The sequence below is a fragment of the Pseudomonas sp. KCJK9016 genome (assembly GCF_046231795.1).
GTDB classification, from domain to species: Bacteria; Pseudomonadota; Gammaproteobacteria; order Pseudomonadales; family Pseudomonadaceae; genus Aquipseudomonas; species Aquipseudomonas bananamidigenes.
In genome coordinates this window covers 40,876-55,852 of record NZ_JBJJMM010000035.1, presented here as the reverse complement: position 1 = coordinate 55,852, position 14,977 = coordinate 40,876, and the positions used below count along the sequence as shown (strand labels likewise).

At 57.5% G+C, this 14,977-nt stretch carries 14 protein-coding genes and 1 pseudogene; 8 read left to right on the top strand and 7 right to left on the bottom strand.

Annotation, left to right across the window (positions count from 1 at the left end; all coding sequences use genetic code 11):
* Window positions 1–64: 64 nt before the first annotated feature.
* A pseudogene (locus ACK6BI_RS25315) lies at window positions 65–250 on the bottom strand (transposase); the annotation flags it as partial.
* Between the two features lie 262 nt (window positions 251–512).
* On the opposite strand from ACK6BI_RS25315, the gene ACK6BI_RS25310 reads away from it, so the two are divergent.
* Window positions 513–905 (top strand): hypothetical protein, encoded by a 393-nt coding sequence (locus ACK6BI_RS25310; RefSeq protein ID WP_409319232.1) that lies wholly within the window; start codon window positions 513–515, stop codon window positions 903–905.
* A 56-nt stretch (window positions 906–961) separates the two neighbouring features.
* On the opposite strand, the gene ACK6BI_RS25305 is transcribed toward ACK6BI_RS25310, so the two are convergent.
* Window positions 962–1,345 carry a DUF6124 family protein gene (locus tag ACK6BI_RS25305; protein ID WP_409319231.1) on the bottom strand — a complete coding sequence of 128 codons (384 nt, stop codon included), beginning with the start codon at window positions 1,343–1,345 and terminating at the stop codon, window positions 962–964.
* A 627-nt stretch (window positions 1,346–1,972) separates the two neighbouring features.
* Between ACK6BI_RS25305 and ACK6BI_RS25300 the strand changes: the two genes are divergently transcribed.
* Window positions 1,973–2,353, top strand: coding sequence for a RidA family protein (locus tag ACK6BI_RS25300; RefSeq protein ID WP_409319230.1), 381 nt, complete (start codon window positions 1,973–1,975; stop codon window positions 2,351–2,353).
* A gap of 80 nt (window positions 2,354–2,433) precedes the next feature.
* On the opposite strand, the gene ACK6BI_RS25295 is transcribed toward ACK6BI_RS25300, so the two are convergent.
* Window positions 2,434–3,993 (bottom strand): ATP-binding cassette domain-containing protein, encoded by a 1,560-nt coding sequence (locus ACK6BI_RS25295; protein WP_409319229.1) that lies wholly within the window; start codon window positions 3,991–3,993, stop codon window positions 2,434–2,436.
* Window positions 3,994–4,373: 380 nt separating this feature from the next.
* Here ACK6BI_RS25295 and ACK6BI_RS25290 point away from each other — a divergent pair, with 380 nt between their 5' ends.
* The gene (locus ACK6BI_RS25290) at window positions 4,374–6,362 is read left to right on the top strand and encodes a peptidase U32 family protein (protein WP_409319228.1); all 1,989 of its coding nucleotides are present in this window, start codon (window positions 4,374–4,376) and stop codon (window positions 6,360–6,362) included.
* A gap of 73 nt (window positions 6,363–6,435) precedes the next feature.
* Here ACK6BI_RS25290 and ACK6BI_RS25285 read toward each other — a convergent pair whose 3' ends face one another.
* Window positions 6,436–7,746, bottom strand: a complete 1,311-nt coding sequence (locus ACK6BI_RS25285; RefSeq protein ID WP_409319227.1) for an MFS transporter — start codon at window positions 7,744–7,746, stop codon at window positions 6,436–6,438.
* Between the two features lie 357 nt (window positions 7,747–8,103).
* Between ACK6BI_RS25285 and ACK6BI_RS25280 the strand changes: the two genes are divergently transcribed.
* On the top strand, window positions 8,104–9,129 hold the full coding sequence (locus ACK6BI_RS25280) for a GlxA family transcriptional regulator (protein WP_409319226.1): 1,026 nt from the start codon (window positions 8,104–8,106) through the stop codon (window positions 9,127–9,129).
* A 22-nt stretch (window positions 9,130–9,151) separates the two neighbouring features.
* Here ACK6BI_RS25280 and ACK6BI_RS25275 read toward each other — a convergent pair whose 3' ends face one another.
* Window positions 9,152–10,210 (bottom strand): alpha/beta fold hydrolase, encoded by a 1,059-nt coding sequence (locus tag ACK6BI_RS25275; RefSeq protein WP_409319225.1) that lies wholly within the window; start codon window positions 10,208–10,210, stop codon window positions 9,152–9,154.
* Window positions 10,211–10,430: 220 nt separating this feature from the next.
* A complete protein-coding gene (locus ACK6BI_RS25270) occupies window positions 10,431–10,625 on the bottom strand; it encodes a PLDc N-terminal domain-containing protein (protein WP_065260008.1) in 195 nt (64 codons plus the stop codon).
* A 159-nt stretch (window positions 10,626–10,784) separates the two neighbouring features.
* Here ACK6BI_RS25270 and ACK6BI_RS25265 point away from each other — a divergent pair, with 159 nt between their 5' ends.
* The 4 genes from ACK6BI_RS25265 (at window position 10,785) to ACK6BI_RS25250 (ending at window position 13,250) form a co-directional block, all read left to right on the top strand.
* Window positions 10,785–11,621, top strand: coding sequence for an AraC family ligand binding domain-containing protein (locus ACK6BI_RS25265; protein WP_409319224.1), 837 nt, complete (start codon window positions 10,785–10,787; stop codon window positions 11,619–11,621).
* 51 nt (window positions 11,622–11,672) lie between these two features.
* Window positions 11,673–12,269, top strand: coding sequence for a LysE family translocator (locus ACK6BI_RS25260; RefSeq protein WP_409319223.1), 597 nt, complete (start codon window positions 11,673–11,675; stop codon window positions 12,267–12,269).
* Window positions 12,270–12,333: 64 nt separating this feature from the next.
* Window positions 12,334–13,029 (top strand): tRNA (adenine(22)-N(1))-methyltransferase, encoded by a 696-nt coding sequence (locus ACK6BI_RS25255; RefSeq protein ID WP_409319222.1) that lies wholly within the window; start codon window positions 12,334–12,336, stop codon window positions 13,027–13,029.
* 50 nt (window positions 13,030–13,079) lie between these two features.
* Entirely contained in the window at window positions 13,080–13,250 is a 171-nt protein-coding gene (locus ACK6BI_RS25250; protein ID WP_409319221.1) for a DUF2986 domain-containing protein, read from the top strand.
* A 34-nt stretch (window positions 13,251–13,284) separates the two neighbouring features.
* Here ACK6BI_RS25250 and ACK6BI_RS25245 read toward each other — a convergent pair whose 3' ends face one another.
* Window positions 13,285–14,931 carry an alkaline phosphatase D family protein gene (locus tag ACK6BI_RS25245; RefSeq protein WP_409319220.1) on the bottom strand — a complete coding sequence of 549 codons (1,647 nt, stop codon included), beginning with the start codon at window positions 14,929–14,931 and terminating at the stop codon, window positions 13,285–13,287.
* Window positions 14,932–14,977 lie beyond the last annotated feature (46 nt).

Below are 14,977 nucleotides of genomic sequence, written 5' to 3'. Positions count from 1 at the left end.
CTCGTAGTCTCTTATGATTATTTGGAATTTTGGTTGTTCTGAATAAGTACTAAAAACTGTCTCCCCCTGGGGCAAGCAGCAAGTGCACATGATTGGTCATCAGGCAGTAGGCATAAACTTTTATATCTAAGGCTTTCTTGAGCTCGCGCAGGTCAGAGAGATAGCGTTCGAAATCCGCCGGTTCGGCGAACACAACCTGCCTGTTGTGGCTGCGCTGCACGATGTGATGCAGGTAGTGCGGTAGCAGGATGCGTCCCGTTCTGGGGCGGGATGTGTCAGAGAATGTATCCGCTTGAGCTGTAGCCTCTTATAGTTGTTTAGAATTTTGGTTGTTCAGAATAAGTATTAAAAACTGTTATTTCTATCAGGCGTGGCTGTGGGTTTTTGTGTTGATACTTTGCTTGTGGATGCACAGAAAATAAATCTTGGACCTGTCCCCTTTTGTTCCTTTTGTTCCTTTTGTTCCTTTTGTTCCAGTCCCCTTTTGTTCCAATTTTCAAGGAGAAGTCCCCATGAATTGGCACGTTGCGAGTGCAATCGTTGTGTCTGTCGTCACTCTAGGTACACCGCTATGTCTACAGGCGGCGTCAATCAGTTGCGATGGAGTTGAAGCACTTCTGACGACCCCCGATGTACCGACGGGGTCGTCCATTCAAGTTGAAGTGACGGTGCGTGACGATCTGCTGGGAAAGGTTGGTGGTGCGGTGCAGTTCGTTGGTGAACAGGGGCCAAGTTCAATACTCACCTCAACTTACCAGACGTTCTCGGCGCCGAAGACCACCCTGACGCTGAAAACGAAACCCACGACCGTTGTCAGTAACTACAAGGGCACACTTTTGGGCGTTGTAAATGGCGCTCAATGTGATGAAAGGGTGGTGGGGGCGTTGGATTTGTATGCGCCCTGACTTGCAAGGAATGAACAGAAAAAGTGACGCGGGATATGCCCGCGTCACTTTTTTGATTACTCCGTCGGAACAACTTTATCCAACACCCGATTGACCGCCAGCTCCGCCAGCATCACAACCTGCGCAATGCCTTGCGCGGTCTTGCGATGAGGTCCCTGAAGGAGGTCGGCGAAGTTGTTGAGCATGACGTTGGCCGAGCCGAGGGTTTCGACGGCGTCGACCAGCAGGGATTCGTTGTTGCTGGCCGGGTTGGTCTGGTAGAGGCGGTTGGGGGAGTAGGGCGCGGCCATCATGTGCGCTGATATCGGGCCGAGGTGGTAGTCGAGGGCGCGGTTGGCGGCTTCGTGGAACCGCTTGGAATCAGGGCATTCGTAGGGGGAGATTGGGTCGGTGATGCTGGCCGGTTCGGTGACCGGGGGATTTGGCGTTACCTTGAACATGGGATGTCATCCTTCTGTAAGGCCGCTTCCATTTCGCTGCTAAACGAAAGGGGTGGCGGCTGTGTGCGAGTTAGCAGACCGGTAGACATCCCCAAAACCCGGCGCACCCGGGGGTGCCACGCACACAGCCACCATCAAGTGCAGGCGACCGCCTGACTGATGAGACTCGTACAACCGGGGAATATCTGCCGGGCTGCTAAACCCGATCACTGCGAATCAGTGACCCGATCAAAATTACCGGCCGACCCCAAGGCGCACAAGCCGGCGGATTCTGGCTTAGCCGTAGGCGCCGGCGCAAGGATTTGTAGGCTTCGAGAAGTTTCCTTTCGTGCCTTTAAACATCCCTTGTTTTCAATGTTTATCGAGCGCGACAAGGCTCAAGAAACAGACTTCAGACTTCGGCACCGACTTGACGCTGTGGCGAGGGAGCTTGCTCCCGCCGGGGCGTGAGGCCCCCAAACAAAGAGGCCTGCTGCGCAGGTCAGCGGGAGCAAGCTCCCTCGCCACAAAAGGCGTCGATATCCCTTCCAGTGTCGGGTTTGGCACAACCCGCCGCCCTGTCTGTAAACTGGCCGCCCGAAACGGCGCACGATGGCGCCGTCCTTACTGCCAGCGAAGGACTTTCCCATGGCCAACCCAGACATCACCTACACCCCGGATCCGGATGCAGACTCGATCTCTTCGGACGTGACCGAATTCAACGGCATCCTGATGTCGACCCAGATCCCGACCCGTGCCGACGGCAGCCTGGAACTGGGCGACGTCACCGCGCAGAGCGAATGCACCTTGCAGGCGCTGAAAGTCGCGCTGGAAAAAGCCGGCAGCTCGATGGACCGCGTGCTGCACCTGACCATTTACCTGACCGACATGGCTGATCGCGCAGCCTTCAATGAGGTGTACAAGCGCTACTTCGCCAAGCCATGGCCGGTGCGTGCAGCGGTGGGCGTGGCGGCGCTGGCGGTTGAAGGGATGAAGGTGGAAGTGACTGCAATGGCTGCGAAGGCCTGATTTTTAGGATAGCGGCTGTTTCAGATGACAGCATGGCGGCATTGAGTATCAATCGAACGACTCGGGCCGCCATTTGTAATTCAGATTTGAGATTCAATTTTTGCGGAGTTAATCAAGTTTTTAAGTTCTATGGCAACTCCGTATTTTCTCTTCAGATACTCATCGTGAGTAACAATAATCAAACAAGGGATGTTGGCAGTCAGCCAGTCCATAATTCTTATAGCCGTTAATCTGTCCAGTGCCGAGGTGGGCTCATCCAGTATTATTGTGGTTTTCTCTCTTAAAATCGCTCGCCCTATGGCAATTCTTTGTCGTTCTCCGCCGCTAAGTCCTCCTCCTGAAATGTCTATGCTGGTGGAGAGCAACGCTTCAATGTCAGCGTTGGCTCTAGAAAATCCCAAAAGCTCAAGAACCAGAGTCAATTTTTGTGTACTGACACTTTCAGTTCCATAAAGAAGATTTTCTTTTAGTGTTCCGGGAACCAGTGCCGGATTTTGTGGTGCAACAGAAACTTCAGACAGTATGTGCTCAGTTAATGATTCATCTATTGGGTGTCCTTTGTAGCAGGCTGTACCTTCATAGTTGTCTTCAAATCCTAGCAGGGTGTTTATGAGTGTCGTTTTTCCAGTGCCGGTTCGGCCAGATATTATGTGTACGCCTGATCCGAATTTATAACTGACGCGGCTTAGGATGGTCTTGTTGTCTTTTATGAGTGACACATCATTCAGGGAGAATAGATGTGCGTCCTTGTGCTTTTTTGGATGGTACGGTTTATTGATGTTTTCTTCGATATATTTAATCCCGATGTTCAATGATACGAGATTTGCCTGAAGATTGATTAACGTTCCGGCCAGTATATGTAGCTGCATGGTGAACATGGTGATGTAGCCCACAATCATGACGAAGTCGCCGGCGGTAAGACGAGCATGGTTGTTCATCCCTGACAGTATGACAAAAAAGGTTAACGTGACGCCGATCGCCAACCCCTGCAAGCCAAGGCGCATCCCCATGTGAAGATTTGCCTTTCTGATTGTCTTTACATATTTTTCGAAGAAGGATCGACCCGAAAGAAGTTCTTTCGAAAGGCTATTGTTGAGCCTTATGTCATAAATTCTTCCGAGCCTTTGAATGGTGTAGCTGGAAAGCTCGTTGTCAGCCTCAAATATGGACTTGTGAATGTGTGAACTCGATTTTGCTACGTGGACGGCTATCAAAATCAAACCAATGCAAAAAGCAAAAAACAGGATTGCGTAGAAATAGCCCATGGTCGTAAGCAGAACGCTCATTGCAATAATCATTTCTATCGCAATGGGAACGATTGTCCAAAAGATGCCTATGGTGACCATGCTGAAGCTGCCTGCTGATCTGTTTATATCGGCGACGATGTATCCAGGATCAAGGGTTTGCTGCTTTCGATAGGAATATCTAAAAACTCTGGAAATTATTTCCTCGTAAAGAGTTGCATCGCATTTTGCCAATATCCACGCTGAAAATACTCCGCGAACATTGATGAGGATCTGCGATGCTGTCCACAGGACTGCATAGGCACCGGCAAAAAAAAGAAATTGAGTCTCTGCGCTCTGTATTTCATTAATGGTGTCGGCTGCCTTTTTCAACAAGACGGGGAGGGTCGAACTCAAGGCACTGCCTGCTATAAATATCGAGGATACCCCGATGAAGCCCGTCGAGAACCATCGATAGTTGCTCGATATGATCTTGAAAGTTTTTAAGTAGTAACTGATCCAATTCACATGTGACCCTTTATTTGTAAGCAACTGCTCGAGCGGGTGTACTGCAAGCCAGTATGCACTTGATTAATCGATCAGTTCTTTTTCGTGGCCAGGAACGGTAAGGAACTTGCTCTAAACTCTCAAGTCGGCGTATTCCGGTGTAGTTGTAGGTAGCGGCGCAAGATTCTGTAGCCGGATTTATAGCAGCCACCCGGCACCCCAAACGTGCCGCCCACGCGTTTCGCGGCTACAATGCGCGCCTCGACCGTGACCGCCTGACTAAAAAACATATGTCCTTGCCCAAACATCACCTGGAACTGCTCAGCCCCGCCCGTGACGTGGCCATCGCCCGTGAGGCCATCCTGCATGGCGCCGACGCGGTGTACATCGGCGGCCCGAGCTTCGGGGCGCGCCACAACGCGTGCAACGAGGTGAGCGAAATTGCCGAACTGGTGGAATTTGCCCGTCGCTACCATGCGCGTATCTTCACCACCCTCAACACCATCCTGCACGACAACGAACTGGAGCCGGCGCGCAAGCTGATCCATCAGTTGTACGACGCCGGCGTCGATGCGCTGATCGTCCAGGACCTGGGTGTGATGGAACTGGACATTCCGCCCATCGAGCTGCACGCCAGCACCCAGACCGACATCCGCACCCTTGAGCGGGCCAAGTTCCTCGATCAGGCCGGTTTTTCGCAACTGGTTCTGGCCCGTGAGCTGAACCTCAAGGAAATCCGCGCGATCGCCGATGAAACCGATGCCGCCATCGAGTTCTTCATCCACGGCGCGTTGTGCGTGGCGTTTTCCGGTCAGTGCAACATTTCCCACGCGCAGACCGGGCGCAGTGCCAACCGGGGCGACTGCTCCCAGGCCTGCCGTCTGCCGTACACCCTGAAAGACGAAAAGGGTGGCGTGATCGCCTACGAAAAACACCTGCTGTCGATGAAGGACAACAATCAGAGCGCCAACATCCGCGCACTGGTCGAGGCCGGTGTGCGTTCGTTCAAGATCGAAGGTCGCTACAAGGACATGGGCTATGTGAAGAACATCACCGCCTACTACCGCCAGCGCCTCGACGACGTGCTCAACGACCGCCCGGACCTGGCCCGCGCCTCCAGCGGCCGCACCGCGCATTTCTTCATGCCGGACCCGGAAAAGACCTTCCACCGTGGCAGCACCGACTACTTCGTCAGCGAGCGCAAGATTGACATCGGCGCCTTCGATTCGCCGACCTTCACCGGTCTGGCGGTGGGCACCGTCGAGAAAGTCGGCAAGCGTGACCTGCAGGTCATCACCCACGAGCCGCTGTCCAACGGCGACGGTCTCAACGTGCTGGTCAAGCGCGAAGTGGTGGGTTTCCGCGCCAACATCGCCGAAGCCAAGGGCGAGTTCGAGGAAGAAGGCGAGAAGCGCTACCGCTACCGCGTCGAGCCGAACGAAATGCCGGAAGGCCTGTACAAGCTGCGTCCGAACCATCCGCTGAACCGCAACCTCGACCACAACTGGCAGCAGGCCTTGCTCAAGACCTCCGCCGAGCGTCGTATCGGCGTGAGCTGGCTGGCGAAGCTGCGTGAAGAACGTCTGGAACTGACCGTGACCAGCGAAGAGGGCATCAGCGCCAGCGTCGCGCTGGACGGCCCGTTCGGTGTCGCCAACAAACCAGAGCAGGCGCTGGAGACCTTGCACGACCTGCTCGGCCAGCTCGGCACCACCGAGTACCACGCGACCTCGATCAAACTCGATGCGCCGCAAGCGTTCTTCATCCCGAACTCGCAGCTCAAGTCGTTGCGCCGCGAAGTGATCGAAGCGTTGACCGCCGCCCGTGTTGCCGCCCACCCACGCGGTTCGCGCAAGGCCGAGACCACGCCACCGCCGGTGTACCCGGAAGCTCATCTGTCGTTTTTGGCCAACGTCTACAACCAGAAGGCTCGCGACTTCTACCACCGCCACGGCGTGAAGCTGATCGACGCAGCCTACGAGGCCCACGAAGAGGCGGGCGAAGTGCCGGTGATGATCACCAAGCACTGCTTGCGGTTCTCCTTCAACCTGTGCCCGAAACAGGCCAAAGGCGTGACCGGCGTGAAGACCAAAGTCGCACCGATGCAGCTGATTCACGGCGATGAAGTGCTGACGCTGAAGTTCGACTGCAAGCCGTGCGAGATGCACGTGATCGGCAAGATGAAGGGCCACATCCTGAACATGCCGCAGCCGGGCAGTGTGGTGGGGCATATCAGCCCTGAAGACTTGATGAAGACCATTCCTCGGGCGCCGCACTGATTCAGAGGCTGCTGTGTGATAAATAAAAAAACCGGTGACGAAAGTCACCGGTTTTTTTATGCCTGCCAGAAACTCAACTGGCTTCGTAGCGCGATCCCGTTGGCGGCGCCGCTTCGCCGCTCAACGCATCGACCATCGGCGGATGTTCCTGGGCCGCTTGACGCAAGTCTTCGGTCACCCGTAGCTCTGCGCCAGTTGGCGAGAATGTCGCTGCTGCCGCAAACGGCGCCGGGTTGGCCGGCACCGGACGCTTGCCACGACGCCAGAAGAAGAACGTCACCATGCTCAGGTTGACCAGCGCGAAGGCCCAGAACAGGCCGGTTTCGCCGTGGGCGTTCATCGCCGGGGAGATCAGCAGCGGGCTCATGGCCGAGCCCAGCGAGTTGATCAGCAGCATGCCCTGAATCATCGGCACCAGGGTTTCGACCGGCGCACGGTCGGCAGCATGGCTGACGGCCACCGGGTACAGCGCGAACACGCCACCACCCAACAGGAACAGCATCGCCGCGAGCATGGCCGAGGACAGCGGTACCAGCACGATCACCAGCGACAGCACGGTGCACGCGGCGCACAGCACGGTCAGCACTTGCAGGCGATCCTTGCGGTCAGACCAGCGCCCGACCGGGTATTGCAGCAGCATTGCGCCGAGGACCGTCCAGGCCATCATGCTGCCGACTTCGCCGACGTTCAGGCCGATACGTTGCAGGTACAGCGGCAGCAGGGTGTAGATTGCCGCGATGGTGACGCCGGAGCCGAAGCAGCCGACCAGTCCGGTGGGCGATACGCCCAGCAAGGCCCGTGGCTTGAGTGGTTCGACCTGTTCCAGCAACGGCGACACCCGCGGCAGGATAACGATCGGCAGCACCGACAGGGTCGCCAACATGCCGGCGACCATGAACGGCGCGGTGTCGCCCAGCCCGGTGATTTTCCCCAAAAATGCCTGACCCAGCACCCCGGCGCCGTAGAGGACGATCATGTACAGCGCCAGCAGACGGCCGCGAATCTTCGCGTCACCGGCCAGCAGCAGCCAGCTCTCGATCACCAGAAACACGCCGACCGTGGCCCAGCCGTTGATCAGGCGCAGCACGACCCACCCCCAGGTGTCATAAAACAGCCCTTGCAGCAGGATGGTTGCGGCGATCAGCGAGGCGAAACTGCTGTAAGCGCGGATGTGGCCGATGCGCAGGATCAGCCGGTCGTTGAAGATCGCGCCCAGCGTCAGGCCGATGAAATAGGCCGAGGACACGATGCCGATCATCGTCGCCGATTCGCCGGCAGCGCCCAGGCGCAAGGTGGTCAAAGAAGACAGAAAGCCGTTGCCCAGGGCAACGATGAACAGCCCGAGCAGGGGCGCCAGCGCCATGGCCAGCAAACGCGGTGTCATAAAAACCTCAAGTGATCGAACAGCGGAACGTGCGCCTCTGCGCAGGCGAGTGCCAAGCCGAAGTGTGTTGAAGACAAACGACCGCCGAACGGGCAGGACGATTGGGCCTGGCGCACTGGGTGAAAGTGGCCGGCTGTTCAAACCTGAGGGTTGTCATGGCTGCGGGCAGGCGCCGGTCTGGCGACTGCAAGAGGAGGCGCGATTTTAAGCCTTGTGCGGCGTTTGCCAAGGTGCCGGGGCTGCGACGTTGGGACGCAGGCTTGGGTCAAGTACGCTCGTTCAGGTTGGGGCTGATTGCACGCATGACCGAGTAATTTGCCGTCCCGGCGGTTAGCATGGCTGCATAACAAGTAACTGATGGACCGCATCTTGATCGAACGACGTCAATTCAGCGGTGGCATGAAGGGCAAGAACCTGCGCTACCTGAACGAGCCTTCCTCCGGGGCGGGGCGCATGACCCGTACCGGGTTCGTGTTGCTGGAGCATTTTTCCCTGCCGGCCTTCACCCAGGCGCTGGACACCCTTGTCACGGCCAATCTGCTGCGCCCCGATCTGTTTTCCACCCGCACCTTCGGCCTGAGCGACGGCGAGGTGATCAGCGATCTGGGGCTGGTGATCCGCCCGGATTCACGGCTTGAGGCGAGTGTGTTGCAGGAACTGGATCTGCTGGTGATCTGCGGCGGTTACCGCACGGAATTGAAGGCCAGCGACGAGTTCATCAGTCTGTTGAAAATGGCCGCCGAGGCCGGCGTGCTGCTGGCCGGGTTGTGGAATGGCGCCTGGTTTCTGGGGCGGGCAGGGGTGCTGGAAGGGTATCGCTGTGCGATTCACCCGGAGCATCGCCCGGCGCTGGCGGAAATCTCCAAGGCCACCCAGGTCAGCAGTGAGCCCTATGTGATCGACCGTGATCGCTTGACGGCATCGAGCCCGTCCGGGGCGTTCCACATGGCGCTGGACTGGATCAAGAGCCTGCACGACAAGGCGCTGGTGGAAGGTATCGAAGACATTCTGGCGTTCGAGGAATCGCGCTACCGGCGGATCAAACCCACGGAGAACATCAGCGTCAGCGCGCCGTTGCGCGAAGTGGTGAAGCTGATGGACGCCAACCTCGAAGAACCGCTGGAGCTGGAACAACTGGCGGTGTACGCCGGGCGTTCCCGGCGACAACTGGAGCGGCTGTTCAAGGAACAACTGGGCACCACACCGCAGCGTTATTACATGGAACTGCGCATTACCGAAGCCCGGCGTCTGCTGCAGCACACTGAGCTGTCCCAAGTGGATGTACTGGTGGCTTGCGGGTTCGTCTCGCCGAGCCATTTCAGCAAGTGCTACAGCGCCTATTTCGGTTATCGACCGTCCAAGGAAAAACGGCTCGTCAAATGACGAGCCGTTTTCAGGTGCGACTTCAGAGGTGGTCAGCGTCAATGATCGCCTTGGCGAAGGTCTGCGGGCTTTCCTGTGGCAGGTTGTGGCCGATACCGCCGCTGATCAGGCGGAACTCGTATTTGCCGGTGAAGCGCTTGGCGTAATCTTCGGGCGCCGGGTGCGGGGCGCCGTTGGCATCGCCTTCCAGAGTGATGGTCGGCACACTGATCGACGGCGCGGTGGCGAGTTTCTGCTCCAGCGCTTCATATTGGCTTTCACCCTGCACCAGCCCCAGGCGCCAGCGGTAGTTGAACACGGTGATGGCGACGTGATCGGGGTTTTCCAGGGCCTTGGCGCTGCGGTCGAACGTGGCGTCGTCGAGGGCCCATTTCGGTGAGGCGGTCTGCCAGATCAGCCTGGCGAAATCGTGGGTGTTTTTGGCGTAACCGGCGGCACCACGCTCGGTGGCGAAGTAGAACTGATACCACCATTGCAGCTCGGCCTTGGGCGGCAGCGGGTTTTTGCCGGCGGCCTGATTACCGATCAGGTAACCGCTGACCGACACCAGCGCCTTCACCCGCTCAGGCCACAATGCCGAGACGATGTCCGCCGAGCGCGCGCCCCAGTCATAGCCGCCGAGCACGGCCTGTTTGATTTTCAGTGCATCCATGAAGTCGATCACGTCACTGGCGAGCGCCGCCGGCTGACCGTTGCGCACAGTCTTGTCGGAAAGGAAATGCGTGTCGCCATAACCCCGGGCGTACGGCATCAATACCCGATAACCCTTGGCCGCCAGAATCGGTGCGACTTCGTCGTAGCTATGAATGTCGTAGGGCCAGCCGTGCAGCAGAATCACCACCGGTCCATCGGCCGGGCCGGTTTCGGCGTAGGCCACGTCCAGCACGCCGGCCTTCACATGTTTCAGCGCGCCGAAGGGCAGGTCGGCCTTCACACTGGCAGCTTCGGTTTTGACCGGCTCCGGCGCAGCCGATTGCGCGTTGGCGAATGCGCCGAATTGCATCAGGGCGGTGGCGAGAATCGACAGGCCCAGCAGGCGACGGGTTTTGCCGGCAGCGGTGGTGTGCAGTGCAGGTTTCATGGGGCGGCTCCTTTTGCAATCGACGGGGATGGGGTTCTGGGGGAACCCTTCTGAACTGGAGTCCAGTAAAGCCTGTCGGTGTATCCGTGCTGTTTCGGTTTGGCTCCCGAATTAGGCATGTGTGTATCCGCAGGCATTGCGTACACAGTGCGATACAAACCCGCCATCCATGAAAAAGCCCCGACTGATCGGGGCCCGGTTTATTGCATGCTTGGTGAGATCAGGTCTGGGTGACGTGCTTCGGCCCGGCCAGCGCCCAGGCGATCAGGCCCAGCAACGGCACGAACACGATCAGTACGATCCAGACGCCCTTGTTGCTCGATTTCCCTTCGCTCTTGCGCACCCGGTTGATTGCCCACAGTTCCACGAGCAAAAGAATGATGGCCAGCACGATCCACGTGGTTTCGATTTGCATGAGCTACCTCCTGATGGTCATTCGGTTAGGCGGCTGGTGAAACCGTGGGTTCATTAAATTTGCGTTTCGCCTGCGCGGGAGAACCTGCACAAATCTTCTAAACGCATCGACGTGAAGCGCGGTAACTTAGCCGTTGAACCCATTTCTGCGGAGTGTCGCGTGGACAAGCGCAACTGGATTGACCTGTCCCAGGATGCCGACACCGGCATCGAGTCGATCCGTGCCCATTTCCAGGGTCATGCCTACGATCCGCACTGGCATGACAGCTTTCTGGTGGGCGTCACCGAGCAAGGGGTGCAGCAGTTCGATTGCCGACGCGTGCGGCATTTCAGTACGCCGGGCAAGGCGATCATGCTGGAGCCGGGAGAGATCCACGACGGGCATGCGCCGACCGAAGAGGGTTTCACTTACTCGATGCTCTACTTCGATCCGAACTGGCTGGAACGCGAGTTGCTGGCGCTGTTCGAGCAGGCACCGGATAACTGTCAGCTCGGCTTCGCCGACACCCTGAGCCAGGACCAGCGCCTGGCCACGTCCATCAATCAGGCCTTTCACGCGCTGCATCACGGTGACTTGCGTATCGTCCGGCAGAGTGCGATCGACACTTTGCTCGGATCACTGACCGCTCATCTCGACTGGCGCAAGCGTCAGGCCTTCGATCCACGCCTGCCGCGCGTGGCGCAAGTTGCGCGGGACTATCTGCATGCCCATGCCTTCGAGGACATCGGTCTGGATGATCTGGCCCGGGTCTGCGGGGTGGACCGTTTTCGTCTGACCCGCGCCTTCAAGTCGGCCTTCGGGCTGGCGCCTCATGGCTACCTGATCCAATTGCGACTGGCCCGGGCCCGGCAAATGCTGGCGCGAGGCGAAACGCCCGCCAACGTCGCCAGCGCACTGGGCTTTGCCGATCAAAGCCATCTCGGCCGCTGGTTTCGCCGCGCCTATCACCTGACCCCGGCGGATTACCGCAAGCGCTGCTCAAACCTTCCAGACTGAACCTCGCGCAACCGCGACCATGGGCTCCTGTCCTGATCCGGAGTCCATGCCATGGAATCGCTGTTGCCTTTTTTGCTGTTTTCCTTCGTCGCCTCGATCACCCCAGGGCCGACCAATATTCTGGTGATGAGCCACAGCTCAAGGCGCGGAATGCTGGCCACGCTGCCGATCATCTTCGGTGCCTGTCTGTCGGCGGCACTGGTGGTGCTGGTGGTCGGGCTTGGTGTGGGCGAAACGCTGCTGCGCTATCCCCGGGTGCAGCAGGCGATGGCCTGGACCGGGGTGCTGTGGCTGAGCTGGCTGGCGTGGCAGATCTTTCGCAGTACGCCGCCGTCGTTGGACTCGACAGAGGCAAGTGATGGCGGCTTCAGTGTGTTTGGTGCTGCCGGCCTGCAACTGATCAACCCGAAGGTGTGGATGATGGCCGTGGCGGTGGTCAGTGTGTTTGGCGGGAGCGGCGATGAACAAACGCGGATGCTGTTGCTGGCCTTCGTGTTTCTGCTGGTCTGCCTGCCGTGCATGACGGTGTGGGCAGTGCTGGGCGTGGGCAGTGCGCGGCTCTTTGGCTCGCCACGGGCATTCGGGCGCATGAATGCCGGGCTGGCGTTTTTGTTGTTGCTGTCGGCCTGGTTGACGGTGTTGGTGTAGCCCCCCAGAATCGCGCCCCGATCCGGCCACAGGTGCCGGGCGTTGAAAGTAAAAGAGGTTGCGGTTGAACGAACAGACATTGTCCAGGCGCCTGGAACGGGTGGCGGCCCACGTGCCCGTCGGAGCGCGGCTGGCCGATATCGGCTCGGATCACGGCTATCTGCCGGTGGCGTTGATGCGTCGCGGCGCCATTGAAGCAGCAGTGGCGGGGGAGATGGCCCTGACGCCGTTTCGCTCGGCTGAACGCACCGTGCGTGAGAACGATCTGGGCGAACAGATGACTGTGCGCCTGGCTGATGGCTTGATGGCCATCGAGCCGGAAGATGCAATCACCGCAATCAGCCTCTGTGGCATGGGCGGCGAAACCATCCGTGACATTCTCGACGCCGGCAAGGCCCGCCTGAGCGGTCGCGAACGCCTGATCCTGCAACCCAACGGTGGCGAGCAGCCGCTGCGCCAATGGCTGATGGACAACGACTACCGGATCCTCTGCGAAGAAGTCCTGCGGGAAAATCGCTTCGACTACGAAATCATCGTCGCCGAGCGTGGCGAGCCGGTGAGGTACTCCGCCAAGGAACTCTACTTTGGCCCGGTGCATTTGCAGACGCGTTGTCCGGCATTCATTGGCAAATGGCAGCATCGCCTGCGCCATAAACAACAGACCCTGCATCACTTCGGGCGAGCGCGGCACGGGGTTTGTGAGCACAAGGTGCAAGATCTGGTCCGTCAGGTGCGGTGGATTACCGACGTGCTGGCTTGAGACCGGGCCAAGGCTGATATCATCCACCCATTTTCAAGCAGGGCAGAACCATGAACCGTCAGAAGAAACTGCAACAGCTCTTCAAGGAAAAAACCAGAAAGGCCAACGCCAAACTGGCGCCGAAAAGCAACAAGCCCAAGTACATCAGCAAGGCCGACCGCTTGAAGATGGAAATGGAAGCCGCACCCGAAGCAAATGTTGAGGGCTGCCCGGTTCCGTGACCGCTGCGGCGCTTACGGAACCGGATGCAGGCGGTTATTCCAACTCGATTGTCTTGATGACGGCTTCGCCCTCGGTACCCCCCGGCCAGCAAAGATCGACGCTGATCGAATCACCGTTTTTCACATGGAAAATGGCGAAGTTCTTGTCTTCCGAGTGGCTGAACAGGTGCTCGAACTGGACATTTTCATTACCACTCAACGTACCGGATTTGGCTATTCCGGCAAAGACAGCCAGCCCGGCGGGCATTCGCGAAATTGCACTCGAGGTAATCTGGTAAACGTTGGCCTGGCGATGGATTTTGTGTTGCAACCTGAAGGCGGCAGCACAATGAACATCGCCGCTCAAGAACACCAACGTTCGGCCCTGGGCATCGAAGGCCGCAAATATTTTTTCCAGCAGCAGGTTTCTTTCTACGTGATTGGACTCATGATCCCATTCATCCATGAAATCGTCCTTGAGACTGTTCATCAAAGTACCCGCCGTCAGCACGATGGATCGCCAGTGAACAACCGGAACGGAACTGACCACAAACACGATTTTTGATCTTTTGACAGGCGGCGTATCCAGCCAGCCTAGAAAGCGGGCAACCTGATCATCTCCAAGCAGCTTGTTCCGGGCTCTTTCCACATCATGATGCCCGCGCAGGTCGAGCACATAGAATGGGGTCGTGCCCTTTATGAAGCTGTAGTCCCAGACGCATTTTTCGGGTGTTTTCAGTAACGACCTGACAATGTTGGTGGGAGGGTTATGGCTATGGCCATATTCGAAATAGGCTGTTCTTGCCGCATTCCACATCGAGTCGATAAGTTGCTGGTCGATTTCAGGGTCGTCTTTCTTGAAATACCTTGAGAGAATTTCCAGGCGCTCCTCGTTGGTTCGCGATCCCCAGCCATCCATGATTTCATGGTCATCCCAAATCATGTATTGAGGCGTTTTCGAAAAGATCTCCTGCATTTGGGGGAAATTCCAGTACACGCGGTAGTACCAGCGGTAGAGACTCAGGAGGTAAGCATCAAGGCCCGCGGTGAGCAGTTTTCCGTCTTTTGTGAACGCCGCGATCAGATCGTCCTTGTTGTTCTGCAGCCATTCCCAGATGTCCGGAAAGTATTTGTTTTCCTGGCAGTCCACATAGACCTGATCGCCACCGCCAATCACGAATCTGACTTTCGCGTTATTGGCTCTGTTGAGAAACAAGGGCCACGCACCATTGCTGTTATTGGCGTTGAACGGGTCATGGCAGCTATAGAATCCGAAGCTGAAATCGGGCATGGATTGCGCCATGGTGGTAAAGGAATAGACCTTCTGATATCCGATTTCTGTCCTGCGCCACATACTCCTGGACGCTGGCTTCTGGCTCATCAAGTAATAGTAGTAAGTGGTGTTCGGTTTCAGATGGGTAATATCGAAGGTGTTGGTCAGGTCCGAGTCCTCACCGAACTTGTACGACAGGATGTTTTTCGGGTCACACCCCTGACCTTCGAGAAACAGCTCAATGGGTTTGTCATCAAGCGTGAACAGGTCCCCGACCAACGCTTTTTCGGACCAGACCAGCGCCCATTCTCCTGCCTTATAGACACGAACCCAGATTCGGGCACTGTCAGTGCTCACGTGACCGACGATGCTGGCAGTGCCCAGTTTTTTCACGTCGTATTCGTTGTTCCGCGGATCGACCAAGGCCATGACGTTCTCCATTTTCACTTGGGTTGTCAGGGGAACTGGAGTTCTG

Bases quoted from the DNA above. Each gene is read 5' to 3' on its own strand.
- ACK6BI_RS25310 (WP_409319232.1), top strand. From the start codon at position 513: ATGAATTGGCACGTTGCGAGTGCAATCGTTGTGTCTGTCGTCACTCTA.
- ACK6BI_RS25305 (WP_409319231.1), bottom strand. From the start codon at position 1,345: ATGTTCAAGGTAACGCCAAATCCCCCGGTCACCGAACCGGCCAGCATC.
- ACK6BI_RS25300 (WP_409319230.1), top strand. From the start codon at position 1,973: ATGGCCAACCCAGACATCACCTACACCCCGGATCCGGATGCAGACTCG.
- ACK6BI_RS25290 (WP_409319228.1), top strand. From the start codon at position 4,374: ATGTCCTTGCCCAAACATCACCTGGAACTGCTCAGCCCCGCCCGTGAC.
- ACK6BI_RS25285 (WP_409319227.1), bottom strand. From the start codon at position 7,746: ATGACACCGCGTTTGCTGGCCATGGCGCTGGCGCCCCTGCTCGGGCTG.
- ACK6BI_RS25280 (WP_409319226.1), top strand. From the start codon at position 8,104: ATGGACCGCATCTTGATCGAACGACGTCAATTCAGCGGTGGCATGAAG.
- ACK6BI_RS25275 (WP_409319225.1), bottom strand. From the start codon at position 10,210: ATGAAACCTGCACTGCACACCACCGCTGCCGGCAAAACCCGTCGCCTG.
- ACK6BI_RS25270 (WP_065260008.1), bottom strand. From the start codon at position 10,625: ATGCAAATCGAAACCACGTGGATCGTGCTGGCCATCATTCTTTTGCTC.
- ACK6BI_RS25260 (WP_409319223.1), top strand. From the start codon at position 11,673: ATGGAATCGCTGTTGCCTTTTTTGCTGTTTTCCTTCGTCGCCTCGATC.
- ACK6BI_RS25250 (WP_409319221.1), top strand. From the start codon at position 13,080: ATGAACCGTCAGAAGAAACTGCAACAGCTCTTCAAGGAAAAAACCAGA.
- ACK6BI_RS25245 (WP_409319220.1), bottom strand. From the start codon at position 14,931: ATGGCCTTGGTCGATCCGCGGAACAACGAATACGACGTGAAAAAACTG.